This window comes from Herbaspirillum sp. GCM10030257 (assembly GCF_042666555.1).
GTDB lineage: Bacteria > Pseudomonadota > Gammaproteobacteria > Burkholderiales > Burkholderiaceae_D > Noviherbaspirillum.
On record NZ_JBHTDH010000013.1, the window covers coordinates 91,679 to 116,737 of the forward strand.

The 25,059-nt window shown below is 55.6% G+C and carries 25 protein-coding genes and 1 other RNA gene; 16 read left to right on the plus strand and 10 right to left on the minus strand.

Annotated elements, in window-relative coordinates:
* Nucleotides 1–244: 244 nt before the first annotated feature.
* Nucleotides 245–577 carry a hypothetical protein gene (locus tag ACFQUU_RS19045; RefSeq protein ID WP_382249698.1) on the minus strand — a complete coding sequence of 111 codons (333 nt, stop codon included), beginning with the start codon at nucleotides 575–577 and terminating at the stop codon, nucleotides 245–247.
* A 358-nt stretch (nucleotides 578–935) separates the two neighbouring features.
* Here ACFQUU_RS19045 and ACFQUU_RS19050 point away from each other — a divergent pair, with 358 nt between their 5' ends.
* A complete protein-coding gene (locus ACFQUU_RS19050) occupies nucleotides 936–1,184 on the plus strand; it encodes a hypothetical protein (protein ID WP_382249699.1) in 249 nt (82 codons plus the stop codon).
* A gap of 23 nt (nucleotides 1,185–1,207) precedes the next feature.
* On the opposite strand, the gene ACFQUU_RS19055 is transcribed toward ACFQUU_RS19050, so the two are convergent.
* Nucleotides 1,208–2,557 carry a cytochrome P450 gene (locus ACFQUU_RS19055; protein ID WP_382249700.1) on the minus strand — a complete coding sequence of 450 codons (1,350 nt, stop codon included), beginning with the start codon at nucleotides 2,555–2,557 and terminating at the stop codon, nucleotides 1,208–1,210.
* A gap of 195 nt (nucleotides 2,558–2,752) precedes the next feature.
* Nucleotides 2,753–3,025, minus strand: coding sequence for a hypothetical protein (locus tag ACFQUU_RS19060; protein WP_382249701.1), 273 nt, complete (start codon nucleotides 3,023–3,025; stop codon nucleotides 2,753–2,755).
* Nucleotides 3,026–3,301: 276 nt separating this feature from the next.
* On the opposite strand from ACFQUU_RS19060, the gene ACFQUU_RS19065 reads away from it, so the two are divergent.
* Nucleotides 3,302–3,589, plus strand: coding sequence for a hypothetical protein (locus ACFQUU_RS19065; RefSeq protein ID WP_382249702.1), 288 nt, complete (start codon nucleotides 3,302–3,304; stop codon nucleotides 3,587–3,589).
* Nucleotides 3,590–3,684: 95 nt separating this feature from the next.
* Here the strand turns inward: ACFQUU_RS19065 and ACFQUU_RS19070 are convergent, their stop codons facing one another.
* Complete coding sequence (locus ACFQUU_RS19070; protein ID WP_382249703.1) at nucleotides 3,685–4,503, minus strand: nucleotidyltransferase; 819 nt, start codon at nucleotides 4,501–4,503, stop codon at nucleotides 3,685–3,687.
* Between the two features lie 253 nt (nucleotides 4,504–4,756).
* On the opposite strand from ACFQUU_RS19070, the gene ACFQUU_RS19075 reads away from it, so the two are divergent.
* Nucleotides 4,757–5,509, plus strand: a complete 753-nt coding sequence (locus ACFQUU_RS19075; RefSeq protein ID WP_382249704.1) for a metallophosphoesterase — start codon at nucleotides 4,757–4,759, stop codon at nucleotides 5,507–5,509.
* A gap of 63 nt (nucleotides 5,510–5,572) precedes the next feature.
* Here the strand turns inward: ACFQUU_RS19075 and ACFQUU_RS19080 are convergent, their stop codons facing one another.
* A complete protein-coding gene (locus ACFQUU_RS19080; protein WP_382249705.1) occupies nucleotides 5,573–6,010 on the minus strand; it encodes a hypothetical protein in 438 nt (145 codons plus the stop codon).
* A 338-nt stretch (nucleotides 6,011–6,348) separates the two neighbouring features.
* Here ACFQUU_RS19080 and ACFQUU_RS19085 point away from each other — a divergent pair, with 338 nt between their 5' ends.
* Both ACFQUU_RS19085 and ACFQUU_RS19090 read left to right on the plus strand, forming a co-directional pair.
* Nucleotides 6,349–7,485 (plus strand): GGDEF domain-containing protein, encoded by a 1,137-nt coding sequence (locus ACFQUU_RS19085; protein ID WP_382249706.1) that lies wholly within the window; start codon nucleotides 6,349–6,351, stop codon nucleotides 7,483–7,485.
* Nucleotides 7,486–7,691: 206 nt separating this feature from the next.
* The gene (locus ACFQUU_RS19090) at nucleotides 7,692–7,934 is read left to right on the plus strand and encodes a hypothetical protein (RefSeq protein WP_382249707.1); all 243 of its coding nucleotides are present in this window, start codon (nucleotides 7,692–7,694) and stop codon (nucleotides 7,932–7,934) included.
* 211 nt (nucleotides 7,935–8,145) lie between these two features.
* On the opposite strand, the gene ssrA is transcribed toward ACFQUU_RS19090, so the two are convergent.
* The 5 genes from ssrA to ACFQUU_RS19115 form a co-directional block, all read right to left on the minus strand.
* Nucleotides 8,146–8,522, minus strand: a transfer-messenger RNA (tmRNA) gene (gene ssrA, locus ACFQUU_RS19095).
* Nucleotides 8,523–8,572: 50 nt separating this feature from the next.
* The gene (locus ACFQUU_RS19100; RefSeq protein ID WP_382249708.1) at nucleotides 8,573–9,238 is read right to left on the minus strand and encodes an HAD family hydrolase; all 666 of its coding nucleotides are present in this window, start codon (nucleotides 9,236–9,238) and stop codon (nucleotides 8,573–8,575) included.
* 86 nt (nucleotides 9,239–9,324) lie between these two features.
* On the minus strand, nucleotides 9,325–10,020 hold the full coding sequence (gene ubiG, locus ACFQUU_RS19105) for a bifunctional 2-polyprenyl-6-hydroxyphenol methylase/3-demethylubiquinol 3-O-methyltransferase UbiG (RefSeq protein WP_382249709.1): 696 nt from the start codon (nucleotides 10,018–10,020) through the stop codon (nucleotides 9,325–9,327).
* A 122-nt stretch (nucleotides 10,021–10,142) separates the two neighbouring features.
* Nucleotides 10,143–10,781: an outer membrane protein OmpA gene (gene ompA, locus ACFQUU_RS19110; RefSeq protein ID WP_382249710.1), complete on the minus strand. Its 639-nt coding sequence runs from the start codon at nucleotides 10,779–10,781 to the stop codon at nucleotides 10,143–10,145.
* Between the two features lie 301 nt (nucleotides 10,782–11,082).
* A complete protein-coding gene (locus ACFQUU_RS19115) occupies nucleotides 11,083–11,757 on the minus strand; it encodes an OmpA family protein (protein WP_382249711.1) in 675 nt (224 codons plus the stop codon).
* A gap of 229 nt (nucleotides 11,758–11,986) precedes the next feature.
* Between ACFQUU_RS19115 and gyrA the strand changes: the two genes are divergently transcribed.
* The 11 genes from gyrA to lapB all read left to right on the plus strand — a co-directional run bounded on the left by gyrA (nucleotide 11,987) and on the right by lapB (nucleotide 25,025).
* On the plus strand, nucleotides 11,987–14,602 hold the full coding sequence (gene gyrA / locus ACFQUU_RS19120; protein ID WP_382249712.1) for a DNA gyrase subunit A: 2,616 nt from the start codon (nucleotides 11,987–11,989) through the stop codon (nucleotides 14,600–14,602).
* Nucleotides 14,599–15,702 carry a 3-phosphoserine/phosphohydroxythreonine transaminase gene (gene serC, locus ACFQUU_RS19125; protein WP_382249713.1) on the plus strand — a complete coding sequence of 368 codons (1,104 nt, stop codon included), beginning with the start codon at nucleotides 14,599–14,601 and terminating at the stop codon, nucleotides 15,700–15,702. Before gyrA ends, serC begins: the two co-directional genes overlap by 4 nt.
* Nucleotides 15,703–15,813: 111 nt before the next feature.
* Nucleotides 15,814–16,890, plus strand: a complete 1,077-nt coding sequence (gene pheA / locus ACFQUU_RS19130) for a prephenate dehydratase (protein ID WP_382249761.1) — start codon at nucleotides 15,814–15,816, stop codon at nucleotides 16,888–16,890.
* A gap of 69 nt (nucleotides 16,891–16,959) precedes the next feature.
* Complete coding sequence (hisC, locus tag ACFQUU_RS19135) at nucleotides 16,960–18,066, plus strand: histidinol-phosphate transaminase (RefSeq protein WP_382249714.1); 1,107 nt, start codon at nucleotides 16,960–16,962, stop codon at nucleotides 18,064–18,066.
* A gap of 27 nt (nucleotides 18,067–18,093) precedes the next feature.
* Entirely contained in the window at nucleotides 18,094–18,993 is a 900-nt protein-coding gene (locus tag ACFQUU_RS19140; protein WP_382249715.1) for a prephenate dehydrogenase, read from the plus strand.
* Nucleotides 18,993–20,318 carry a 3-phosphoshikimate 1-carboxyvinyltransferase gene (aroA, locus tag ACFQUU_RS19145; RefSeq protein WP_382249716.1) on the plus strand — a complete coding sequence of 442 codons (1,326 nt, stop codon included), beginning with the start codon at nucleotides 18,993–18,995 and terminating at the stop codon, nucleotides 20,316–20,318. Before ACFQUU_RS19140 ends, aroA begins: the two co-directional genes overlap by 1 nt.
* A gap of 46 nt (nucleotides 20,319–20,364) precedes the next feature.
* A complete protein-coding gene (gene cmk / locus ACFQUU_RS19150; protein ID WP_382249717.1) occupies nucleotides 20,365–21,039 on the plus strand; it encodes a (d)CMP kinase in 675 nt (224 codons plus the stop codon).
* A gap of 129 nt (nucleotides 21,040–21,168) precedes the next feature.
* Nucleotides 21,169–22,875 (plus strand): 30S ribosomal protein S1, encoded by a 1,707-nt coding sequence (gene rpsA, locus ACFQUU_RS19155; protein WP_382249718.1) that lies wholly within the window; start codon nucleotides 21,169–21,171, stop codon nucleotides 22,873–22,875.
* Nucleotides 22,876–22,891: 16 nt separating this feature from the next.
* Entirely contained in the window at nucleotides 22,892–23,197 is a 306-nt protein-coding gene (locus ACFQUU_RS19160) for an integration host factor subunit beta (protein WP_057289648.1), read from the plus strand.
* 315 nt (nucleotides 23,198–23,512) lie between these two features.
* Complete coding sequence (locus tag ACFQUU_RS19165) at nucleotides 23,513–23,860, plus strand: lipopolysaccharide assembly LapA domain-containing protein (protein ID WP_057289649.1); 348 nt, start codon at nucleotides 23,513–23,515, stop codon at nucleotides 23,858–23,860.
* Nucleotides 23,850–25,025, plus strand: a complete 1,176-nt coding sequence (gene lapB / locus ACFQUU_RS19170; RefSeq protein ID WP_382249719.1) for a lipopolysaccharide assembly protein LapB — start codon at nucleotides 23,850–23,852, stop codon at nucleotides 25,023–25,025. Before ACFQUU_RS19165 ends, lapB begins: the two co-directional genes overlap by 11 nt.
* Nucleotides 25,026–25,059 lie beyond the last annotated feature (34 nt).

A 25,059-nucleotide genomic window follows, 5' to 3' on the forward strand; every position in this document is an offset into this window, starting at 1 on the left:
GGCCGGGCGATGTATCCCCGAGCACTAAAGCCTGTCCGATCCATTCGGCAGGTACGGTTTATATTTTTACAATTGACAATACCACAAGCGCACCTTCGAGGCTATCCCGGAGGTCGGGAAGAGTTGGGGCAAGGGCGCAGGAAGTGCGTTTTCTCACTCTGCAGGTACTCTCAAGGCTTGAAAGTACCTGCAGAGTGAGAAAACCGGGAAGCCCGCAGCAGAAACGGGCCAGGGACGTGGTAGGTCAGAATTCGTTTTCGGTGAATGCGCGATTGGCGCGTTCTTCGGCGGCTTTCCACGCCTCGTCTTCCGTCGCGAAAATGCCGGCGGGGATATAGGTTTCGGCGACCTCCGGTTCGCGTGTCAGACGTACATAAACCTGTGCCTCATAGGTATCGTCCGGTTGCTTGACGGCCAGGATGCGCGCCAGGTGCGTGCCGCTTTGCAGCATCCGCCCCGGTGTCGGCTGCCCGTCGCTCAGGCGCATTTCGTCGCGTTCGACGTCACGTTGACCGGGCGTCTTTTCACCGCTGCCGACGTCTGCTTCATCCAGCAAATGTTTGGTTTCTGGTGCCATGTAACCCTCCTTGTTTATGTTCCTTGCCTCTAAGATTGGCGTACATCAGAAGCGGCGCCGGCAAGATTCTTTTTGTATGATGGCGGCAGAAAAGGATAGTTCTGCTTAACACGCACCGCGACGGACAACCGTGTTTCGACGTGCGTAACGATTGGTTCGTTAACGGTAACCACAGGCAATGTCGAACCATCACATAAGGGCTTCGTCTAATTTGCAGGAAATGCATGCGCCACACAAACCACGCCGGTCTACGTCACTTGAGTAACGGCAATCAGTCACCAGTGTCGGCACGACTCACGCTTTGCCGACGGTGATATTGCGATGTGCGGCTTAAACCATATGACACAGGAGAATGCAGATGGCAAGCAAGGCGGAATGCGACAAATATGCAGCGATGCTGTTACAGCGATTTGAAGAATATACGAAGTGGGCAATCGCGAACTGGCCAAACAAAAATTTCCCGCTGATGGAATCCGACTTCGCGGCATCGCATCGCGAGCTGAGTGAAATTCTGGGGCCCAAACTTAGTGAAGGGGAAGAGAAGCCGGCGTCCGAGGAATCTGATCGAGGACAATATCGCGATGTCACGCCGATGCCGTGGCCGTGAGCACCGGCGTGTGCAATGCCGGGTCAGATGCGCGACGCCGGTTTCTGTAACTGCGACGGTGCCTGCGCCGCAGTTACCGCCACATCCCCAGGTCTATCGAGGCTTCTTTCCCTGCTCACGGCATCACCCGTCGCGTGAACCTGGCGCATCACAAGGCGGCTAGTAGGGATGGCCGGCATGCGATAAAGGTTGATGCGAAGGTCCTGCCGAGGAATTTCATATTCCATCGCAGTGACAAGCAGACGCACTGCGGTCTTCATTGTCTGGACAGTGAGCCATTCGCCTGCGCAGCGATGGCCGAAATCGACATCGCCGCCGCCCTGCGGAATCAGGGAAAAGTCGCTGTGCTTCCAGTCGATGAAGCGTTCAGGCCGGAAGTTCCAGGGATCACCCCAGATGCGCTCGTCATGGTTGGTGCCATACACATCGAGCAAAACCCAGGTCCCTTTTTCGATGCGCATCCCACGCCATTCAAAATCGACTAGTGCCCGTCCGCCTACCGCTGGAAAGAAGGGATAGAAGCGACGCACTTCCTGTACGAAGCCCTCGAGGTAGCTCTTGTCGCCTGATATCAGCTTCTGCCGGCATTCCGGATAACGATGCAGCGCAAGAGCGGCAAAAGTGACATATCGCGCCACGGCGACAGTGGGACGCATGACGTTAATGAGTTCGACCGCAGCCACCTTGGTGTCGAGCAGCCTGCCATCGGCATCGCGATGCATGGCAATGATTTCGGTTGCCGTGCCGGGTGGAACGCGCATATAGCCGGCACGTACGTTATTGATGATGCTGCGTGCCCAATCCTCAGTGCGGGAGCGGCGCAGCAAGCCCCTCCAGTTACGCGGCCCGACAGCGCCGGCGCCTTCAATCATGGCAGAGAATTCCTTGGTGCGCTGACGTACGGCGGCTTGCGTGAGCGGCACGCCGACCCATTCGCACACTGCGGCGCAAAGCAGTTTTTCGACTTCCTGATGAAAAACGATCTCCTCTTTCGCTGACCATGCGGGAATCCGGGCAAGCCAGTGGCGCTTGAAGATTGCGCTGAAGCCGCTGATCTGTTCCGGCTTCATCAATGACATGAACATTTCCTTGCGCCGCCTGTGTGCTTCGCCGTCCAGCAATTGCACACTTCCGAGATCCTGCAGCAGGAGTAGGGTGGTCGGCGGCAATGCCATTTTTCGAGTGAAACGATCCGGTTGATAAAACATTGCCGCGGCGTCTTCACCCATGGCGCAAATGACCTTCTGCAGCATGAGCCGGGTCTCAAAAACATCGGACTGCAGTCGCTCGCAACGGCTTGGAATGAAGGTGTACGCTTCGTTCAATAATGCAAGCGTATTCTCGATGCTTTTGTCTCGCGGGATTGCTGTCATCGGCGTGCTTCAGGGCTTATTGAAAAGGATCGTGGTGGTAGTTTGGATAAGCGGTAAACAATGCAGCGGTCCGGAAAATACCTCTGCCTGGTGCTCACAATAAAGCGGCGTGCACAGGTGCACGCCGCTTTGCGTAATGAACTGTGCAGTGATGTCCGCAGCGATGTGACCGGAAACGGACATGCACCCGGCACATCAAGGCTTCGGTACTTCGATGCGCGTTACGCCACCCGTCACGGCAAGCGGATCGCTGGCCGGGAAGGTCATCTCGACCGCATCATCCAGCTGCTCCTGTTCCTTCTCTTCCGGGTCATCGGACCGCAGCCGCCTTTCGGTCACATCGCGGGATGCCGCATCTTGTGGAGCGACGTCCTTCGGGGTTTCCGAAACCGAGTTATCGCCGTGCGATGAGCGTTCTTTGGGCGCCTTCTTTTCATCTTCTTCACGAGTTCTCTTAAGATTCGACATGGTATTTCTCCGTTTAAATTCCAGAGCGACGCGATTCATCGATCCGTTCACCTGCGATGATCGGGTTAGCCGAAAGTTTCAACATTACTGGTTCATATTTAAATTAGAACCTGCTTGCAGCCTTAAAGCTTCCACCTGGAAAATAAATTTCCACAGCTCATCGGAAGATATGCGTACAACGACAGCATGCGCTCCGAGCCCGATTAATCTCAAGCACCAATAGATGTCGACTTGAGGCGAGACAAGCTACTTATCTATGGAACGCGGCTTAATGGCATGACTCCCAACTGTAAAGAGGAAACCATGTCCCCGGCCGAGATAATGAAGGTCATCAAGGGTTACGAAGCCAGCGTTGATGCATCGTGGACCACGATGGTGAGAGAGCACGCAAAGTCCCTGTCAGCCGTGTCTGATCGTCTGACGGCCGGCGAATTAGCCAGCCTGATCGAAATTGCTGCAGCGTCGTATCAGAAGGCGAGGCAAGAGTATCAGGCCAGTGTCGAGTACGACCTGCTGATTTTGCGGATCAATGCCGAAGCACAGAAGCGCCAGCGCTCGAAGTAAGCATTGAAGACATACGACGGAATTGCCTGCCTAAGCCGACGAAGAATTCTTTCGTTGAGCATGCAGGCGTCCATACATGCCTGTTCAGGCCTGCATCAAGGCTTGTTCTTGATCGCGTCTGTCCATATTGACGTTTCCCCCGGCGTCATATTGCCGAACGGATGCAACCGTGCGTCCTGATAACCCTGCTCCTCCACGTCGACGAGATACTGTTCGCGTGACAGCAAGGTCCCTGCGCATACAGGCTGCATGGACGGCTTGCCGAGTACTTCCTGCTGCAGTCGTTCTGTCAATTCCATCATGATCCAGGAAGGGATCATATCGCGGTCCGCAGGATACACGAAGCCAAACAGCGTCAGGTGACTGAGCAATACCCGCCAATGGAAGGAAAAACGGCGTAGCAAGCGATGCCAGTCCATAGTCTCGCTACAGGCACGGATCAGATGCACAACGTCTGCACCGTCGTAACGCTCCCGCTCCATGATGAAGGCCTTGGACCAGATGGTTTCCTCGACCGGACAAATTTTTACCGATACGCCAAGCACTTCTGTTGTAGGGGCGTGCTCCAGCCAAGCGTCGTCGACTTCAGCAACGCCGTTGCCGGAACTAAAGATGAGATCAACCAGGTCGCCATTGGTACGCACCTTTCCAAGCCAGTGCGGAAAAGGCAGTTCGGTCGTGTAGCCAACTTGCTGAAGCGCATCACTTACGCGCTCGTAGTGCTGACGGCAAATAAACAGGTCGAGGTCTTTCGTCGGGCGAACCATGCCCGTGTAGTAACTTAATGCATAAGCCCCGCCTACAAGAAAGGGAATATCCGCATCGCGCAAGGTTTGCATGACATGGCGATAAAAGTGAAGTGTTGGATCGCAATTAATTCCATCTACCGGTGAGCTCAATGAGGCTGCGGGCATGGCATGCTCCACAAAATTTTATCGATGTGGGGCCGCATCGCTATGACCGGCGCTTCCACGTTGCAGGCATGCATGAATGGACATGCCTGTCATGAATAGCAGCAAAACCTGTGCCTAGTAGCAGCAAAGACAGATAAGCAGCAGAAATCATTGCATCCGGTACGGCTTTTGCTCGCGATACGTGAAGTGAAATTTACCGAAGCGAATACCGACAGCAGGTGATCGCCCCCTAAAGTGAGAGAAGGAGTTCAACGTGATATCACAGGATAAAGTGCGTCTGGCCGCAGTAGGTGATCTTCATTGCACCGAAACCTCGGGCGGTCAGTTGCGGCCCCTGTTCGCACAGGCAAATGAAAGCGCCGATATCCTGTTGCTGTGCGGCGATCTAACCGATTACGGCACGCCTGCCGAAGCACACGTGCTTGCGCAGGAACTGGATGTTGTTCGTATTCCCAAGATTGCCGTGCTGGGTAATCACGATTTCGAATCGGGGCAGCAGGATGACGTTAAACGGATCCTGTCGGAAGCCGGGGTGCGCGTACTCGATGGTGACGCCTGTGAAATCCATGGCGTCGGCTTTGCAGGAGTAAAGGGCTTCGCTGGCGGATTTGGGCGTCGTGCACTGGGGCCTTGGGGCGAAAGCATCATCAAGCAATTCGTTGACGAGGCCATCCGTGAAGTATTAAAGCTCGAGCATGCACTTGCCAAGCTGCGTACCAGTCAACGCATCGCCATCCTTCATTACTCACCGATCGAAGGCACGGTACAAGGTGAGCCGACTGAAATATATGCCTTCCTCGGCACAAGCCGTCTGGAAGAGCCCTTGCTCCGCTATCCGGTAACAGCGGTATTTCATGGACACGCCCACCGCGGCACCCTGGAGGGGAAAACCGTCAATAACATCCCTGTCTATAACGTCGCCAAACCCTTGTTGCAACGCTCGTATCCGGAACAACCTGGCTTTAGGATTGTAGAAATTCCCAAGGCCGAGCATGTAGATTTGTAAGCTCGGCAGGTAATGTCGGCTAATGCCAAGGTAATGTCTTACCGCTGCGTACGCATAAAGTTATTACGGGCGTGGCACCGGTAAGCGTTCTCGCAAACAGTCCTGTAATTGATCGAGGGTAAATGGAATACCGAGAAATGCGTCGACAACCGATTTTGCCAGCGCAGGCGGCGTACTAACATTCTGGCTGATCCAGACTATTCGCATCGCCGGCAACTTGGCTTTCGCTGCAATGGCAAACGCTAGGCTCGTGGACCCATCGTGATCTACCGCGATCACAAGGACGTCAAACACAAAACTATCCATGACGCGCAAGCCTTCTACGTGCCCCGCAATTTGTGACGTCGCATGTCCACATGCAGTAAGCATAGCGGCGATCGTATCTGCCATCCGGGCGTCTGCTGAAGTCACCAGGATAGATAAGAAACGGTCACGTTGCGCTTCGTCCGAAGTTGAGTAATCGAGCAAGTAGCCTCCTGTGCGGCTTACTTTACCGCTCATTAACATTTCCCTCTGTACTCTATCGTACATAGCACGCCGGTAAAATTCGACTCGCGTTGCATTTCTTACAGTAATTCCCTTACTTTAAGTTTTGGCCTCAACAATTCTGGCATTTTGTTACCTCTTCTCAATAAGTTGCGGTAGAGTTGACTGATGGTAATAGTTGCCGTCTGTGTCTGAATGGCTACTCCTATCTTGCGTCGGAGCAGGTCGTAATGAGATGAGATGACTTGGCCTGCCGAGTTGTGGAATATCGGTGATTGGGAAGCCACCACGGCGCTCCGTATGTTTAATCGTCTCGAGAGGCCGATGTTAAAGGTCCCTGTAGAGAGCTGAAGATGAAACTACATACTTCGTTGGTATTCCAGCGACTGATTCCGATCATTCATCGCTTTATTCCTGCAGACTTGCGGCAAAGCCCCCCTGCCACGACACACGCTGAAAACCTGTTGAGCTCTGTTCTCCTGGCAGCGATTGTCATTCCGTTTTACGGGGCGTTCTATCTTTTCCTTGGTGATGGCATCAATGCGCGTTTCTGCTTTCTTGCGGCGCTCGGCGTCTTGTCCATTCCCATGTTGCTCAAATGGACGCACAGTACGGCAATTCCGTGTGAAGCATTTAATGTTGTTGTATATCTGCTGTTGATTGCGCTGACTTCGCGTCTTGGTGGAGTCGGTGCGCCGACGGTAATCTGGTTTGCCGTGTGCCCGCTGATCGCTACGGCAGGCGCTGGCGCTCGTTCAGGCGTTATCTGGTCCGGGCTCAGTCTGCTTGCTATCGTTGGTATTTATACGATGGATGTTATGGCATTGTTCCCGCCGGTCGTGGTTAACGATATGCGCCTGCTCAGCGTGGTCTCGACCCTCAGTTTAGTCGCGACCGTTGCCGTCTTCCTTCTGATATTTGAGCGCGTCAACTCAAACGCCATCCTGCGCCTGGACCAGGCATTGAGCATCATCCATGACCTTGCCATTCGCGATGAGTTGACGGGGGTGTTCAACCGACGTGAATTGATTCGCGTGGCTGAACGTGAAAAGGCGCGCGTCGACCAGCATGGGTCACCATTCAGCCTGTGCCTGATTGACGTCGACCACTTCAAGAACATCAACGATACATATGGCCATGCGGCCGGTGACCAGGTGCTCAAGCGCGTTGCATTGAATATTCAGGAAGATATCCGCAAGACCGATTGCTTCGGACGTTACGGTGGCGAAGAGTTTCTCCTGCTGTTGGTCGGCACCAATGCCGGCGAAGCGCAATCTTTTGTCGAGCGCATTCGGCAGCGTATCGAGGCAATGCGTTTTCCTGAATTGACAGACGGCCGGAGCGTCACCATCTCCGTCGGCGTTGCCGAATACCAGAACCGCGAAACCATTGAGCACACCTTATCGCGCGCGGATAATGCCCTCTATAGCGCAAAGCATGAGGGAAGGAATTGTGTAGTGGTATCGGAGGTGGAATTGCAGGTGAGCTGAGCCATACCAAGCGTAGCGGGCAGTCCGTCTATCAAGGCATCTTTGCTGAAAGAAATGGCTTGAAAAGTGCGAGTAGGGCGTTATCCAGGTTGACGCACCCGACCGGACCGAGTTGCACAATTTCATTGCACTCTGATTGTAGTGAACCATACAGAATAATCTTGATCCGATAAGCCTTAAGGACGCATGTCCTTGTGGAGACGGCTATGGACCAGTATCAAATCATGTCCCTGCTGATGCGGCTCGAAACAAAGAATGTCGAACCTGAAACGGTTGCCATGATGTATGCAGAGGTGTTGTCCTCTGTTGCCGAGAGGTTGACGCCAGATGAGTTGCGACGCTTATTGATTATCGGCGCTTACATTTGCCATGGCTCCGGTGGATCGGGGCACAGTGTAGAAGAGCCGCCGGAAGAGCCTCAATGGCGAGGGAATCACCAGATTAATTAGTCAGCTAGAGAATTAGGATCTCGCCAAAAATTCGCGCATTCCGTAAGAAAAAATACGGGTCTGTGAACGAAGTTGCAATGCCAGCGGCTACGGATCGAAATCTGGCATTAATGCAATATACGACCTGGGAAGTATTCAGTCAGCGTGCCAAGCCAGACTGAGCCTCTAGAAACGACAAAACCGCTGATTTCTCAACGGTTTAGCGTATTGGTGGTGGAGACGGCGGGAATCGAACCCGCGTCCAGAAGCACTCTACAGACAGTTCTACATACTTAGTGCTGCCAATTGGTTTTAACCCAGCCGACGCGGACGCACACGCTTCGTCTAGGCGAGTCACCTAAATTTAACGTTACGCCAAGTGACCCGACGCAACGCGATTCCCTGTATATGACTCTACTGCTGTTGCCAGCCCACCCCAGGGAAGAGATGGTGTAGAGCTAGAAAGTTCTTAGGTTTCTAGTGGTTTACGCTGCGAGAGCGTAAGATTCATCGTTTGCATTTAAGCATTTCCGGTTGGATTTACGAGGTAGCCAGTCCTCGGTATGCCCTGCGCTGCTTTGCAACCCCTGTCGAAACCAGGTCGTCCCCAAAACAGTACTGCTATTGTACCTCACCAGATGAGGCGTCACTTTGGGATTTCAAGAGGCCGTGCGAATTAAATCGCAAACTTCAAGCGGAGAGGCCGCAATCGCATCTGCTTCCCATGTCTCAGGCTCTACATGGCCACAATAACCCCAGGAAGCTGCCACGGTCCGCATGCCTGCAGCGCGACCGGCCTGAACGTCGCGTAGATCGTCTCCTACATACCAACATTGCTCCGGTGGCAAGCCAAGCCGACGCGCTGCTTCGAGAAGCGGTGCGGGATGGGGTTTTGAATGCGGTGTTGTGTCGCCCGAAACGATGCAGCCGGCGTGACCAAGGCCGATTTTCGGCACCAGCAGATCGGTAAAGCGGGCCGCCTTATTGGTCACGATACCCCAGCCAATATTCCGGGTCTGCATTTCATCGAGCAGTCGTTCGACGCCGTCAAATAGGCGCGTATCGATGGCGATTGCGCTTTCATAGGTGTCCAGAAAGGCGGTTCGCAGTTCGGCGAATCCCTCGTCTTCGGGTTTGAGGCCGAAGGATGCGCCAATCAATCCGCGTGCTCCGGCGGAGGCGACAGGACGCAGCAATTCATACGGGGTCGGTGCCAAGCCGCGCGCTGCTCGTACACGGTTCATGGCGCCGGCCAGGTCTGGAGCAGTGTCGGCAAGCGTCCCATCAAGGTCGAATAAGATGGCGCGAGGTAAAGTTAGAGGCATGGGAAATCGTGAATTTTGGTCTGAGGATAGGACCGGCAGGAGGGCGGGCGGCTGTGCAGACATTGTGCGCAGCCGCTGCGAAACGGTCACGCCGGGCGGGTGCAGGCAACCAGGTAATTAACATCGGTATCCTGGTTCAGTGAATAAATCTTTGTCAGCGGGTTGTAACCCATGCCCTTGAACTTGTTGACCACTAGCCCAGCGTTGCGCGCAAATTGGCTCAGTTCGGCTGGCGTAATAAACTTGGCGTAGTCATGTGTTCCTTTTGGCAGCAGACGAAGGACGTATTCGGCGCCGATGACTGCGAACAGATAGGCTTTGGGATTGCGGTTAATGGTCGAGAAAAACACGTGGCCGCCCGGTTTAACGAGTGTTGCGCAAGCTTTCACCACGGCCGCAGGATCAGGTACATGTTCCAGCATCTCCATGCAGGTGACAATGTCATAACTGCCGGCCTCGCGTGCAGCGAGGTCCTCGGCGGAGATCAGTTCATAGCGGACCTGTACTCCGGATTCGAGGCTATGCAGGTCAGCGACCTTGAGGGCTTTTTCCGAGAGGTCAATACCAGTGACCTTGGCGCCTTTGCGAGCCATTGACTCGGCAAGGATGCCGCCGCCACAACCGATATCCACGACCGTCTTGCCGGCCAGGGATGCGCGAGCGTTAATCCATTCAAGACGTAAGGGATTGATTTCGTGCAGCGGGCGGAATTCGGACGTCGGATCCCACCAACGGTGGGCAAGATCGCTGAATTTCTGTAGTTCTAGAGGATCGGCATTCATAAACAGAATGATAGCGGGATTGGAGGGCACTTGCTGTTAAACCGCGAGTTTTCGGAGGATTTGCTTGGCGAATAGGCATAAAAAAACCCCGCCGGAGCGGGGCTTTGCCAGCAGTCAATCGATTAGCGGTTACGTGTACCGACAACTTCGATTTCAACGCGGCGGTTCTTGGCGCGGCCAGCGGCTGTCTTGTTGTCAGCAACTGGTTGCTTCTCGCCCTTGCCTTCGGTGTAGACGCGGTTAGCTTCGACGCCCTTGGAAACCAGATAGGCCTTGACTGCTTCAGCGCGACGGACCGACAGTTTCTGGTTGTAGGAGTCGGAACCGACGGAGTCAGTGTGGCCAACAGCGATCACAACTTCGAGGTTCATGCCTTGCAGCTTCGAGGACAGGTCGTCCAGCTTGGCTTTGCCGTCCGGCTTCAGGACTGCCTTGTCGAAGTCAAAGAAGGTGTCAGCAGCAAAAGTGACCTTCTCGGAAGTCGGGGCAGGTGCCGGAGCAGGTGCCGGTGCCGGAGCAGGGGCGGGTGCCGGAGCAGGTGCAGCAGCCGGCTTTGCAATCTCGCCATCGCAACCTGGAACGGCATCAGCCGGTGTCCAGGTACCTGTACGCCAGCACAGACCAAACGGGTCACGAGCGATGACACCGCGGCTGTCTTGCAGGTAGGCGCTGTTCGGAGTCTTGGCCTGAATGTCTTGCTGAGCCGAAGCAGAGAACGAGACAACTGCGGACGCAGCAAAGACGAGTGCTAATTTATTCATATTTTTCCTCTTGGTTGAGATATCCGCAGATTAACTGCGCAACAAGTACCACTTTTTTTAGAACTAATAGAAAAACCAAACTTCCGGATGCTATTAGATCATCTTTTTGCAAGGTTGTTCACCTGCAATGATCTTTAGTTAACTACATTTTGCCATAGGCGCGCAATACATCGATTGTTGCCAAATCAATGGTATGGCGATTTTAGCCACCCGTTGGGTTTTTGCAACGGATGATCAAAAATTCGTAGCGTTTTTATGTGGATTTAGTGCCTTTGCTCAGGATTGGGTCCTGTTATTGTGGTTATTGGGCGAAGCCTCGGGCCTCGATGACTACCCGGCGGTTAGGGGCAAGGCAGTCAATCAGTTGCTTACGTGTTAATTTTTCATCGCAAGCCTTAAGTGGCTGCGTTTTTCCGGCGCCGGACGTCTTCACTTCGGCGCGGATCCCTTTGCTCTTCAGATAAGCCGCTACCGCATCCGCACGCTTTTCCGACAGCTTCTGGTTGTACTGCTGCGAACCGAGGCGGTCGGCATGCCCGCTCACTATAATCATGTCGACCTTGGTGCAATTGGCCAGTTTGCTCATTACTTCGCCATCAATGCGTTTTTTGGCAGCGCTGCTCAAGACGGATTTGTTAAACGCAAAACTCTCATCACTGCCAAGCGTGACGGAAAAATCGCATGGCTTTGGTGCCGGTATGGCGGCAGGTGCAGCAGGCGCCGTGCCGGCAATTGGTGGTGCGATAGGGTTGGCGACCGGCGGTATCAGGTCGCCATCGCAACCGGAGACCGCATCGGCGGGAGTCCAGGTGCCGGTACGCCAGCACAAACCAAAAGGGTTGCGGACGATCACGCCACGGCTGTCCTGCAGATAAGCGCTGTTTCCCTGCTTTGCCTGGATATCCGAGAAGGCTTGCGCAGAGACGCTGCCCGCGCAGGCGCTGAGTAGGATGGCAAAAGCCGTATTTTTACGCATGAGGTGCCGAAAAGCCGTGTATTCGAAGGTAATTAACTTGCTGCAACATTTAATTTAAACACATTTTTGCCAAAACGTCCTGTATTAGCGCAAATGGCTTGCATATAGCGGGCCTCGCGCGAGAGGAAGGCGTCCTCCATGCTAAAATCCAATGTTTGGCGCCGTGGTTTTCATGCGGCGCCATTCCGAGACACTCAGCCAACGACAGCACAGAAAAGCCAACTCGCCAATGGATCAATTCGCTAAAGAGACTATCCCGATTTCCCTTGAAGAAGAGATGCGCAAGAGCTATCTCGATTACGCAATGAGCGTGATCGTGGGTCGTGCGCTTCCGGATGTGCGCGACGGCTTGAAGCCGGTGCACCGCCGCGTGCTGTTCGCCATGCACGAGACCAACAACGTCTGGAACCGCCCGTACGTCAAGTGCGCCCGTGTGGTCGGCGAAGTCATGGGTAAATACCACCCGCACGGCGACCAGGCAATCTACGATACGCTGGTCCGTATGGCTCAGGATTTTTCGCTGCGCTACACGCTGGTCGACGGGCAGGGTAACTTCGGCTCGGTCGATGGCGACAATGCCGCGGCGATGCGTTATACCGAGTGCCGGCTGGACAAGATTTCCAGTGAACTGCTGGCCGATATCGAAAAGGAGACGGTCGATTTCGTCCCTAACTACGACGGCAAGGAAAAGGAGCCGTCGGTCCTGCCGACACGCATTCCCAACCTGCTGATCAACGGTTCGTCCGGTATCGCGGTCGGCATGGCGACCAACATCCCGCCCCACAATATCACCGAAGTGATCAACGGCGCGTTGCACGTGTTGCGCACCCCCGACTGCACGGTGGATGAACTGATCGAGATTATTCCGGCACCGGATTTCCCGACCGCCGGCATTATCTACGGCGTGTCAGGCGTGCGCGATGGCTATCGCACCGGTCGTGGTCGCGTCGTCATGCGCGCAAAGACGCATTTCGAAGAATTCGGCAAGGATAGTCGCACTGCAATCATCGTTGACGAATTACCCTATCAGGTCAACAAGAAGTCTCTGCTTGAACGCATTGCCGAACTGGTGCGAGACAAGAAGCTGGAAGGTATCTCCGACATTCGCGACGAGTCCGACAAGTCGGGCATGCGGGTAGTGATCGAACTCAAGCGCGGTGAAGTGCCGGAAGTGGTTCTCAACAATCTGTACAAGCAGACCCAGTTGCAGGATACCTTCGGCATGAACATGGTCGCGCTGGTCGACGGCCAGCCGAAGCTGCTGAACCTGAAGCAGATGCTCGAATGCTTCCTGTCGCATCGTCGCGAAGTTGTCACGCGCCGGACCGTATTCGAACTGCGCAAGGCACGCGAGCGCGGCCATGTGCTGGAAGGTCTGGCGGTTGCCCTGGCCAACATCGATGACTTCATTGCCATCATCAAGGCCGCGCCGACACCGCCGATTGCGAAGTCCGAATTAATGGCGCGCGCCTGGGACTCGTCCCTGGTGCGTGAAATGCTGGCACGTACCGGCGCGGAAAACGCCGGCGGCATCGAGGCATTCCGTCCAGAGAATCTCCCTAGGCACTATGGTATCCAGTCGGACGGACTGTACAAGCTGTCCGATGAACAGGCGCAGGAAATCCTGCAGATGCGTTTGCAGCGCCTGACTGGTCTCGAGCAGGACAAGATCGTCAACGAGTACAAGGAAGTGATGGCACAGATCGCCGACCTGCTGGACATTTTGTCCAAGCCGGAGCGCGTCACAGCCATCATCACCGACGAACTGAACGCCGCGATGAACGAATACGGCGCAGGCAGCAAGGATGTGCGCCGTTCGCAGATCGAGCTCAATGCCACCGACCTTGGCACGGAAGACCTCATCACGCCGCAGGATATGGTGGTCACTCTGTCGCATACCGGTTACATGAAGTCGCAGCCGGTATCCGAATACCGTGCCCAGAAGCGCGGCGGACGTGGCAAGCAAGCGATGGCGACGAAAGAAGACGACTGGATCGATCAGCTCTTCATTGCCAATACGCATGATTACATCCTGTGCTTCTCCAACCGTGGGCGATTGTACTGGCTGAAGGTCTGGGAAGTGCCGCAAGGCTCGCGCAATTCGCGCGGCAAGCCGATCGTCAATATGTTCCCGTTGCAGGATGGCGAAAAGATTACCGTGGTTCTACCGCTGTCTGGCGAGAACCGGACCTTCCCGGAAGATCGTTACGTGTTCATGTCGACCAGCCTCGGCACGGTCAAGAAAACGCCGCTGACCGAGTTCAGCAATCCGCGCAAGGCCGGCATCATTGCAGTCGACCTCGACGAAGGTGACTTCCTGATCGGTGCAGCGCTGACCGACGGCAAGCATGATGTGATGCTGTTCTCTGATTCAGGCAAGGCAGTTCGCTTCGATGAGAACGATGTGCGACCAATGGGCCGCAATGCACGCGGTGTGCGTGGGATGAGCCTGGAAGAAGGGCAGCAGGTTATCGCTCTGCTGGTGGCGGAGAATGAGCAGCAGTCGGTGCTCACCGCGACCGAAAACGGCTTCGGCAAACGTACGCCGATTACCGAATACACTCGCCATGGCCGCGGCACCAAGGGCATGATCGCGATCTCGACCAGCGAACGCAACGGCAAGGTGGTTGCTGCGACCCTGGTCGAGCCGAACGATGAAATCATGCTGATCACCACTGGCGGCGTGCTGATTCGCACCCGCGTTTCCGAGATCCGCGAAATGGGTCGCGCAACCCAGGGCGTGACGCTGATCGCCGTCGAAGACGGTACCAAGCTGAGCGGCTTGCAGCGTATTCTCGAGACGGATGTGGAAGAAGAAAACGGTGGCGGCACGGAGGAAGAATGACGCGGGTCTATAACTTCTCCGCAGGTCCTGCGGTGCTGCCGCAGGAAGTGCTGCAGCAGGCGGCCGAAGAAATGCTCGACTGGCATGGCAGCGGCATGTCCGTGATGGAAATGAGCCATCGCGGCAAGGAGTTCATTTCCATCTACGAAGCGGCGGAGCGTGATTTCCGCGAACTGCTCGGCGTGCCGGCCAATTACAAGATTCTGTTTCTGCAGGGTGGCGGCATTGGCGAAAACGCGATCGTCCCGCTGAACCTCATCGGCCGCAAGTCGCAACCCTCCGTAGTCGACTTCGTGAACACCGGATCGTGGTCGTCCAAATCGATCAAGGAAGCGCAAAAATACTGCAACGTCAATGTGGCTGCATCGTCAGAGGCGCAGAAATTCACCACTATTCCGCCAAGAGATAGCTGGAAGCTGTCGAAGGATGCGGCGTACGTGCACATCTGCACCAATGAAACCATTGATGGCGTCGAATTTCAGTACACGCCCGACGTCAGCGCCGACACCAACAATGCACCGCTCGTTGCGGATATGTCCTCGCATATCCTGTCGCGGGCTATTGATGTGTCGAAGTACGGCGTGATTTTTGGTGGCGCGCAGAAGAACATCGGGCCGGCAGGCCTGACCCTGGTGGTGGTACGCGAAGACCTCATCGGCCACGCATTGCCGATCTGTCCGTCGGCATTCGACTGGAAACTGGTCGCCGACAATCATTCGATGTACAACACGCCGCCGACCTACTCGATCTATATCGCTGGCCTGGTATTCCAGTGGCTGAAGAGGCAGGGTGGTGTTGCGGCCATGGAGCAGCGTAATATTGCTAAGGCGGCATTGCTGTACGACTATCTCGATGCAACCGATTTTTACAGTAACAAGATTGCGAAGGACTGCCGTTCACGTATGAACGTGCCTTTCTTCCTGAGGGACGAGTCCCTGAACGACGCATTCCTCGCCGGTGCGAAGGAACGCAACCTGCTGCAGCTGAAGGGCCACAAGTCTGTCGGCGGCATGCGCGCATCGATTTACAACGCGATGCCAGTTGAGGGTGTGCAGGCACTGGTCGAATACCTGAAAGAGTTCGAAAAGAAGCACGGTTAAAACCGTTGCGGCGACTCCAGGAATGACGTTGCAGCAGCCAGGCGTCCGTGCTCAGGCGGACGCTTCCTGCGACCCCGCCGGCTACTGCCCGGCGCCTCGATGACAGATACTATGACGGACGACAAACTCAAACCCCTGCGTGAACAGATCGATGCGATCGACGCACAATTGCTCGACCTCCTCAATCGTCGTGCGCGTATTGCGCAAGAAGTGGGGCACGTCAAGGCGGAAACCAACGCCCCGGTATTCCGCCCGGAGCGCGAAGCTCAGGTCCTGCAGAAAGTCGCGACCCGCAATCCCGGGCCGCTCGACAGCGGCGATGTGCAAACCATTTTCCGCGAGATCATGTCTTCCTGCCGAGCGCTGGAACGACGTGTGAACGTTGCCTATCTCGGGCCGGCAGGTACCTTCAGCGAACAAGCTGTGTATCAGCAGTTCGGCCACGCCGTCGAAGGCGTGCCATGTACCTCGATTGATGAAGTATTCCGCGCAGCGGAAGCCGGCACGGCTGACTTCGGCGTTGTCCCGGTTGAGAACTCCTCGGAAGGTGCGATCAACCGTACGCTTGATCTGTTGCTGCAAACCACACTGACGATCAGCGGCGAATTGTCAATCCCGGTCCACCACAGTCTGATGACCAAGACCGGCAGCATGACGGGTATAACCCGTATCTGCGCGCATTCGCAAGCCCTGGCGCAGTGCCAGACATGGCTTAACCAGAATTATCCCCAGATTGAGCGGCAGGCTGTCGCGTCGAACGGTGAAGCGGCAAGGCTGGCCAGCGAAGACCCGACGACCGCTGCAATCGCAGGCGAAATCGCCGGTCAGCGCTACAACCTTGGCGTGGTGAAAGCCCATGTCCAGGATGATCCGCACAACCGCACACGTTTTGCTGTTGTCGGTCGTCTTCAACCTTCGCCCAGCGGCAAAGACCAGACTTCACTGGTGCTCGCCGTGCCAAACAAAGCCGGCGCCGTGTACAACCTGCTGGCGCCGCTGGCAAAGCATGGTGTGTCGATGACTCGCTTCGAATCGCGACCGGCCCGGATCGGTACCTGGGAATATTACTTCTACGTTGATGTGGAAGGCCATGCGCAGGAGCAAAAAGTCGCTGACGCGCTCGCCGAACTCAAGCATAACGCCGCGTTCTTCAAGGTGCTCGGTTCCTATCCTTTCAGTCTTTATTGATTGCCCGTTCGCTGCATGGGGAACACAATTCTCCGTGGCGGCGGCGAGGCGCCTTTTTTGGAAGCCATCATGTCTATTCAATTCGGTCCCGATTACGTTCGTGCCATTGCCCCTTACCAGGGAGGCAAACCCATCGCCGAAGTGGCGCGTGAATTTGGCCTGGACGAAGCAAAGATCATCAAGCTCGCCTCCAACGAAAACCCGCTCGGCATGCCGGAGTCGGCAAAGCAGGCGATGCTCGGCGCCATGGCCGACCTCGGTCGTTATCCGGATGCCAACGGATTCGAGCTGAAACAAGCGATTACCAAAAAGTACGATGTACCTGCCGAATGGATCACCCTCGGCAATGGCAGCAATGACATTCTTGAACTGGCGGCGCACGCGTTCGTGCAGCCCGGTCAATCGGTGGTGTATGCGGAATTCTCCTTCGCGGTCTACGCGCTTGCCACGCAGGCAGTAGGCGCACGCGCGATCGTGGTCGCCGCCAGGGATTACGGACATGACCTGGATGCAATGGCCAAGGCAATCACGGCCGATACGCGCCTGGTTTTCATTGCCAATCCCAACAATCCGACCGGAACTTTCATTCCGGCGGCCGATATCGCAGCCTTCCTCGCCAAGGTGCCGCAGGACGTCGTGGTCGTCCTCGACGAAGCCTATAACGAATATCTCGCACCTGAACTGCAATACGAATCGATCGCGTGGGTGCGTCAGTATCCCAACCTGCTGGTATCGCGCACACTGTCGAAAGCTTACGGTCTGGCCGGACTGCGTATCGGCTTCGGCATTGCCCAACCGGCGATCACTGATCTGCTGAACCGTATCCGCCAGCCGTTCAACGTCAATTCCGCCGCCCAGGCCGCAGCGATTGCCGCATTGAATGACAGCGCCTTCCTGCAAAAGAGCGCGCGACTGAATGCTGACGGATACAAGCAGCTGACAGGGGCGTTTGACGCAATGAATCTCGAGTACGTTCAGTCGTATGGCAACTTCGTATTGGTGCGTGTCGGCAATGACGATGGCGCAGGTGCGCGCGTGAATCTTGAGTTGCTGAAGAAAGGTGTCATCGTGCGGCCAGTCGGCAATTACGGTTTGCCGCAATGGTTACGCATTTCGATCGGTTTGCCGGAAGAAAATGCCGCATTTATCGATGCCCTGAAAAGCGTTCTGTCCTGATGCGACTTTTTTTGCTGGCGGATCATTGTGTTTAGAAAAATCTCTATCTTTGGCGTCGGCCTGATCGGCGGTTCGTTTGCGCTTGCGTTAAAAAAGGCTGAAGCCGTACAGGAAGTAGTCGGTGTCGGTCGCCGCATGGAGACGCTGGCGCGCGCCAAAGAACTTGGCATCATTGACACCGCCTGCGATATCGTCGCGGACGCCGTAATCGGGGCGGACCTGATCCTGATAGCCGCCCCGGTGGCGCAAACGGAAGCGATCCTGGCGTCAATTGCGCCGCACCTGCAGCCTGGAACGGTCGTCACTGACGCCGGCAGCACCAAGTCCGACGTCGTGGTCGCTGCCCGCAAAGCGCTCGGCGACAAAATCGGTCAGTTCGTTCCTGGTCATCCAATCGCAGGCAGGGAGCAGAATGGCCCCGACGCAGCGATTGTAGACTTGTACGTCGGCAAAAAGACGGTGCTTGCGCCGCTTCCCGAAAACATCGCGGAAGACGTCGAGCGTGTGGCGGGCGCCTGGAAGCGTTGCGGCGCCATCATTCATCGACTGACCGCCGAAGAGCATGACCGCGTCTTCGCCGCGGTCAGCCACTTGCCGCATCTGCTGGCCTATGCGCTGGTCGACGACATCGCGCGCAAACCGCATGCGGACTTGCTGTTTCAGTATGCGGCGAGCGGATTTCGTGACTTCACCCGGATTGCCGGTTCGTCGCCTGAAATGTGGCGCGATATTTCCCTGGCGAACCAGACTGCTTTGCTGGGCGAGCTGGACGCTTACATGGAACAACTGGCAAGCCTGCGCGCTCTACTCGCGGAGCGTGACGGTAAATCGCTTGAATCGGTCTATGCCAATGCGCAGCGTGCACGCCATAACTGGATCAAGACAATCGAGGCAGCTGAACAGCAGAACAAACAGGGCGGCGACTAATGAAGAACCATCCGCATCATTTAGACTTGCAACCAGCAATTCGCGCCCAAGGCACGGTTCGTCTGCCAGGCTCGAAAAGCATTTCCAACCGCACCTTGCTGCTGGCCGCACTGGCACGGGGAACCACCCGGATCCACGACTTGCTGGCGTCGGATGACACGCATGTCATGCTGATGGCGCTGCAAAAACTAGGCGTGCGCTGGGAGCAGGTTGGCGAGTCGCAGGAATATATTGTGCACGGCGTCGACGGCGTGTTGCCGGTGCATCAGGCGGATCTGTTCATGGGCAATGCCGGTACAGCCATCCGGCCACTGACAGCGGCTCTTGCCGCGATCGGCGGCGACTATACCTTGCATGGCGTATCGCGCATGCATGAGCGGCCCATCGGCGATCTGGTCGACGCCCTCAACGCGGTCGGGATGCGTATTGAATACACCGGTCAGCCGGGATATCCGCCGTTGCATATCCGCCGCGGCCAGATTCATTCGCGCCGCATGCAGGTCAGGGGTAACGTTTCCAGCCAGTTTCTGACAGCGCTTCTGATGGCCTCGCCATTGATTGCGCGCGAGGAGCCTGTCGTGATCGACGTTATCGGTGATCTGATCTCGAAGCCTTATATCGAGATCACGCTCAATCTCATGCGCCGGTTCGGTGTCGAGGTGCAGCGCCAGGGCTGGCAGTCATTCACCATTGCTGCCGGCCAGCGCTATGCCAGCCCGGGGAGTATCCATGTCGAGGGCGATGCATCGTCCGCGTCGTACTTTCTTGCTGCCGGCGCGATTGCGGGCGGTCCGGTGCGCGTGGAAGGCGTCGGCCGCAACAGCATTCAAGGCGATGTACGGTTTGTTGAAGCGCTGGAGCAGATGGGGGCGACGATTACCATGGGCGACAACTGGATTGAAGCCACATCAAATGGCGTCCTGAAGGCGATCGATGCGGACTTCAACCATATACCTGATGCCGCGATGACAATCGCGGTTGCCGCACTGTATGCCGACGGTCCCAGCATATTGCGCAACATCGGTAGCTGGCGCGTGAAGGAAACCGACAGGATTGCCGCAATGGCAACAGAATTGCGCAAAGTCGGAGCCATTGTTGATGAGGGTGCGGATTATCTGCGCATTACGCCGCCGGCCAAGATTCTCGCTGCGGCAATTGATACGTACGATGACCATCGAATGGCGATGTGCTTTTCACTCGCGTCACTGGATGGCGCTGCGCGAAAGGGTGCGGCAATCCGGATCAATGACCCGAAATGCGTTGCCAAGACGTTTCCAGACTACTTTGATGAGTTTGCCGCAATTACCCGCGGCGAACTCATCTGACCTTTAACTGAGCTGAGCGCCGACCGCGCCATCGGAACACCATACGATGCAAACCCACCCGATTCCCGTCATCACCATTGATGGGCCAACCGCGTCCGGCAAAGGCACTGTTGCGCATCGCGCGGCTGAGCAACTCGGTTTTCATTATCTTGATTCGGGTGCCCTCTATCGCCTCACCGCATTGAGCGCGCTGCGTCACAGTATCGCCCTGAATGACGAGCATGCATTGGCCAAGGCCGCGGAAAAGCTGCCATGCAAGTTCATTGGCGATCAGGTCTGGCTTGCTAATGAAAATGTCACTTCCGCTATTCGAGCGGAAGAAGTTGGCAATACTGCATCTAAAATTGCGGTTCTGCCGACAGTGCGCCGTGCCTTGGTTGGCCTGCAACTGGGCTTTCGCGCGCCGCCCGGACTGGTGGCCGACGGACGCGACATGGGCACCGTAATCTTCCCCCATGCCACCCTGAAAATCTTCCTGACAGCAAGTGTCGAAGCGCGTGCATATCGACGATATAAGCAATTGATTGACAAGGGTTTTCCTGCTAATATGGAAGACCTTCTCAAAGATTTGAGGGAGCGAGACGCGCGTGATTCAAGTCGTGCCATCGCACCATTGAAACCGGCGGAAGGGGCGCACATATTGGATACGTCGGATATGACTGCAGATCAAGCGGTCGATCAAGTGCTCCAGTGGTACGCAGCGGTAAAGAAACACGCGTAACCGTACGCTGCTTTTGTAGTGCGATTGGTGCCCGTTCTGGCGCAAGGCCTTGGCGGGTGTTGATGAACTTAACCCAGTATGTAATCGACTAGAACCGATTATGACTGGCTAACCCCTCTTTTCTAATTTATGTCTACTGCGCAACAAGAATCAACCGGTATGGAAAGCTTTGCAGCCCTGTTCGAGGAGTCGCTCTCCCGTCAGGACATGCGTTCCGGTGAAGTGATTTCTGCTGAAGTCGTTCGTCTCGACCACAACTTCGTGATCGTTAACGCCGGCCTGAAATCCGAAGCTTTCATCCCCATCGAAGAATTCAAGAACGACAACGGCGAACTCGAAGTCCAGGTTGGCGACTTCATTTCCGTTGCGATCGAATCGCTGGAAAACGGCTTTGGCGACACCATCCTGTCGCGCGACAAGGCCAAACGTCTGGCATCGTGGCTCTCGCTCGAAAAAGCGATGGAGTCTGGCGAGATCGTTACCGGCACCGTCAACGGCAAGGTCAAGGGCGGCCTGACCGTTCTGACTAACGGCATCCGTGCCTTCCTCCCGGGTTCGCTGGTCGATACCCGTCCGGTCAAGGACACTACGCCGTACGAAGGCAAGACCATGGAGTTCAAGGTCATCAAGCTGGACCGCAAGCGCAACAACGTTGTGCTGTCCCGCCGCGCCGTCATCGAAGCATCAATGGGCGAAGAGCGCGCCAAGCTGATGGAAACCCTGAAGGAAGGTACTGTCGTTACCGGTATCGTCAAGAACATCACCGACTACGGTGCGTTCGTTGACCTCGGCGGCATCGACGGCCTGCTGCACATCACCGACCTGGCATGGCGTCGTGTGCGTCACCCGTCGGAAGTCCTGTCCGTTGGCCAGGAAATCACCGCCAAGGTTCTCAAGTACGATCAGGAAAAGAACCGCGTTTCGCTGGGCGTCAAGCAGCTGGGCGATGATCCGTGGACAGGTCTGTCCCGTCGTTACCCGCAAGGCACACGCCTGTTCGGCAAGGTCACCAACCTGACAGACTACGGCGCATTCGTTGAAGTCGAGCAGGGTATCGAAGGCCTGGTCCACGTTTCCGAAATGGACTGGACCAACAAGAACGTTGCTCCGAACAAAGTTGTCCAGCTGGGCGACGAAGTCGAAGTCATGGTTCTGGAAATCGACGAAGAGCGTCGTCGTATCTCCCTCGGCATGAAGCAGTGCAAGCCGAATCCTTGGGATGATTTCGCGATGTCGCACAAGAAGGGCGACAAGGTCCGTGGTGCAATCAAGTCGATCACCGACTTTGGCGTGTTCATCGGCCTGCCGGGCAACATCGATGGTCTGGTTCACCTGTCCGACCTGTCCTGGACTGAAGCCGGCGAAGAAGCCGTCCGCAAGTTCAAGAAGGGCGACGAACTCGAAGCTGTCGTGCTGGCAATCGATGTCGAGCGTGAGCGTGTTTCCCTGGGCGTCAAGCAGCTGGAAGGTGACCCGTTCAACAACTACGCAGCCATGAACGACAAGGGCGCGATTGTGACCGGTACCGTCAAGTCGGTTGAGCCGAAGGGCGCTGTGATCCAGTTGTCCGATGAAGTTGAAGGCTACCTGCGCGCTTCCGAAATCTCCCGTGATCGCGTGGAAGATGCCGGTACGCACCTGAAGGTCGGCGACAAGGTCGAAGCTCTGGTCATCAACATTGACCGCAAGGCACGCAGCATCCAGCTGTCCATCAAGGCGAAGGACAATGCCGAAACGCAAGAAGCCATGCAGAAGATGTCTGCTGACTCCAACGCGGCTTCCGGCACTACCAGCCTGGGTGCACTGCTGAAGGCAAAACTCGACAACAAGCAGTAAGCATCGAGAGTAATACATGACGAAGTCGGAGCTGATTGCCCGTCTGGCCGAGCGTTATCCGCAACTGGTTGCAAAGGATGCGGATTACGCGGTCAAAACCATACTTGATGCAATGGCCGACGCCCTGTCGAACGGTCAGCGCATTGAAATTCGCGGATTTGGCAGCTTTGCCTTAAATAGCAGGCCGCCGCGGATTGGTCGTAATCCCAAGTCAGGTGACAAAGTGATGGTCCCGGAAAAACGGGTTCCGCACTTCAAACCGGGCAAGGAATTGCGGGAGCGGGTCGACGCCATGGTCGGACAGCCGATCAAGGAAGACTGAATCGCGATCTTGCAGCGTTGTCGCTGGCACATGCCGGCGGCGACGGCACGTATCTGGTGAGGTATATCCTAAAAATTCGCAGGCTTTACTTCAGCCAGGCGGAAATTTCGGTGGTATTTCCAGAAGGGTCGTCGAAATCAAGTTCGCGTTCGCAGCTCTACGCTGCAGTCGTCATGCAAATTCGCACGAAATCAAAACGGCATCCTAGGGTGCCGTTTTTTTTCACGTACAATTTCAATTTCCTCTACACGGTTCGGCAAGTTTTACTCCCATGACTACATTGCGTGTTTTACAGCCCAGACAAGGCATTGCGGCATGAAAATTCTTTTTCGCATTGTCGCGGTTATCCTCTTTATCGTTTTCTTTGGCTTTGCACTGAAGAATACGCAGGAAGTCGCATTACGCTTTTTCTTCGACTACGAATTGCGCGGACCGTTGGTCATGCTGCTGTTGGCATTTTTTACAGGCGGCGCCGCACTCGGAATTCTTGCTATGCTGCCTACGGTTTTCCGCCACCGCCGCGAACTCAATCGTCATAAAAAAACCATTGTGACCATGGAGCAGGAAAACGTTGCGCAAGAACATGCACGAGCGCAACCTCCGCAACCGGATAGCGTAGGCCAACAAATCATTACAGACAACAAAAAACCCCATGGAATTTGAAACCTGGTGGCTGCTTGGCATACCGATCTTTTTTGCACTGGGATGGATTGCCGCGCGTGTCGACATCAATCAACTTGTCTCCGAATCTCGCAGTCTTCCTCGAGGGTATTTCAAGGGTCTTAATTTCCTTCTGAATGAGCAACCCGACAAGGCCATCGATGCCTTCATCGAAATCGTCAAGCTGGACCCCGAAACGGTCGACCTGCATTTTGCCTTGGGCAACCTGTTTCGGCGTCGTGGGGAAATTGAACGCGCAATCCGCGTACACCAGAACTTGCTTGCACGGCCAGACCTGCCACAGGAATCCAAGGTACATTCGCTCTATGAACTCGGTCAGGATTACCTGAAAGCCGGCTTGTTGGATCGTGCAGAGGAAACCTTCAATAGCCTGGTGGATACGCAGTACAGCGCACAAGCCCGACGGGCCTTGCTGGAAATTTACCAGCGTGAAAAGGAATGGATGCGCGCCATAGACGCCGCACGCGCGCTTCAGGAATCGGGTGCCGGCGGCCGACAAAAAGAGATCGCGCAGTTCTATTGCGAACTGGCACAAGACGAACTCGTACATACGCACCCTGATTCAGCACTCGCCATGCTTGAAAAGGCACTGGCCAATGACCGTAGCAACGTACGTGCGGCAATGTTGATCGGTGATGCCTATCTTGCCAAGGGTGACATTGAGGCCGCGCTGATGGCATGGCGGCGCGTCGAACAGCAAAGCGTCCCGCACGTCGCCTTGGTAGCCCAGCGATTGATGGATGGATACCGCACAGTTGGCCGGCCTCAGGAAGGTGTTAACCTCCTTAAAAATTACCTCGCACAAGCGTCTTCTATTGATCTACTCGAAGTCGTGTTCAAGGCGGTACTGGAACTTGATGGCGTCGATGCTGCCAATCAGTTAGTAAGCGATGAGTTACGGCGTACGCCGACGCTACTCGGACTCGACAAATTCCTCGAAGCCAGATTGATGGAGGCGCCTCCAGAAGTGCGCCCTGAACTGTCGTTGGTAAAAAACCTGGTGCATGGCTATACGCAAAAGCTGGCTCGCTACCAGTGTAACTATTGTGGTTTCAAGGCGCGCCAGTTTTATTGGCAGTGTCCCGGTTGTAGTCAATGGGAATCGTATCCCCCACGTCGTACGGAAGAATTGAATGTAATGAATTAACACCCGTTTCCTTTCACGCCTTTTGATCGGACAA

What these genes read in the sequence shown, in the direction of transcription:
- ACFQUU_RS19045 (WP_382249698.1), bottom strand. Translation starts at nt 577, where the DNA reads ATGGCACCAGAAACCAAACATTTGCTGGATGAAGCAGACGTCGGCAGC.
- ACFQUU_RS19050 (WP_382249699.1), top strand. Translation starts at nt 936, where the DNA reads ATGGCAAGCAAGGCGGAATGCGACAAATATGCAGCGATGCTGTTACAG.
- ACFQUU_RS19055 (WP_382249700.1), bottom strand. Translation starts at nt 2,557, where the DNA reads ATGACAGCAATCCCGCGAGACAAAAGCATCGAGAATACGCTTGCATTA.
- ACFQUU_RS19060 (WP_382249701.1), bottom strand. Translation starts at nt 3,025, where the DNA reads ATGTCGAATCTTAAGAGAACTCGTGAAGAAGATGAAAAGAAGGCGCCC.
- ACFQUU_RS19065 (WP_382249702.1), top strand. Translation starts at nt 3,302, where the DNA reads ATGACTCCCAACTGTAAAGAGGAAACCATGTCCCCGGCCGAGATAATG.
- ACFQUU_RS19070 (WP_382249703.1), bottom strand. Translation starts at nt 4,503, where the DNA reads ATGCCCGCAGCCTCATTGAGCTCACCGGTAGATGGAATTAATTGCGAT.
- ACFQUU_RS19080 (WP_382249705.1), bottom strand. Translation starts at nt 6,010, where the DNA reads ATGAGCGGTAAAGTAAGCCGCACAGGAGGCTACTTGCTCGATTACTCA.
- ACFQUU_RS19085 (WP_382249706.1), top strand. Translation starts at nt 6,349, where the DNA reads ATGAAACTACATACTTCGTTGGTATTCCAGCGACTGATTCCGATCATT.
- ACFQUU_RS19090 (WP_382249707.1), top strand. Translation starts at nt 7,692, where the DNA reads ATGGACCAGTATCAAATCATGTCCCTGCTGATGCGGCTCGAAACAAAG.
- ACFQUU_RS19100 (WP_382249708.1), bottom strand. Translation starts at nt 9,238, where the DNA reads ATGCCTCTAACTTTACCTCGCGCCATCTTATTCGACCTTGATGGGACG.
- ubiG (WP_382249709.1), bottom strand. Translation starts at nt 10,020, where the DNA reads ATGAATGCCGATCCTCTAGAACTACAGAAATTCAGCGATCTTGCCCAC.
- ompA (WP_382249710.1), bottom strand. Translation starts at nt 10,781, where the DNA reads ATGAATAAATTAGCACTCGTCTTTGCTGCGTCCGCAGTTGTCTCGTTC.
- ACFQUU_RS19115 (WP_382249711.1), bottom strand. Translation starts at nt 11,757, where the DNA reads ATGCGTAAAAATACGGCTTTTGCCATCCTACTCAGCGCCTGCGCGGGC.
- gyrA (WP_382249712.1), top strand. Translation starts at nt 11,987, where the DNA reads ATGGATCAATTCGCTAAAGAGACTATCCCGATTTCCCTTGAAGAAGAG.
- serC (WP_382249713.1), top strand. Translation starts at nt 14,599, where the DNA reads ATGACGCGGGTCTATAACTTCTCCGCAGGTCCTGCGGTGCTGCCGCAG.
- pheA (WP_382249761.1), top strand. Translation starts at nt 15,814, where the DNA reads ATGACGGACGACAAACTCAAACCCCTGCGTGAACAGATCGATGCGATC.
- hisC (WP_382249714.1), top strand. Translation starts at nt 16,960, where the DNA reads ATGTCTATTCAATTCGGTCCCGATTACGTTCGTGCCATTGCCCCTTAC.
- aroA (WP_382249716.1), top strand. Translation starts at nt 18,993, where the DNA reads ATGAAGAACCATCCGCATCATTTAGACTTGCAACCAGCAATTCGCGCC.
- cmk (WP_382249717.1), top strand. Translation starts at nt 20,365, where the DNA reads ATGCAAACCCACCCGATTCCCGTCATCACCATTGATGGGCCAACCGCG.
- rpsA (WP_382249718.1), top strand. Translation starts at nt 21,169, where the DNA reads ATGTCTACTGCGCAACAAGAATCAACCGGTATGGAAAGCTTTGCAGCC.
- ACFQUU_RS19160 (WP_057289648.1), top strand. Translation starts at nt 22,892, where the DNA reads ATGACGAAGTCGGAGCTGATTGCCCGTCTGGCCGAGCGTTATCCGCAA.
- ACFQUU_RS19165 (WP_057289649.1), top strand. Translation starts at nt 23,513, where the DNA reads ATGAAAATTCTTTTTCGCATTGTCGCGGTTATCCTCTTTATCGTTTTC.
- lapB (WP_382249719.1), top strand. Translation starts at nt 23,850, where the DNA reads ATGGAATTTGAAACCTGGTGGCTGCTTGGCATACCGATCTTTTTTGCA.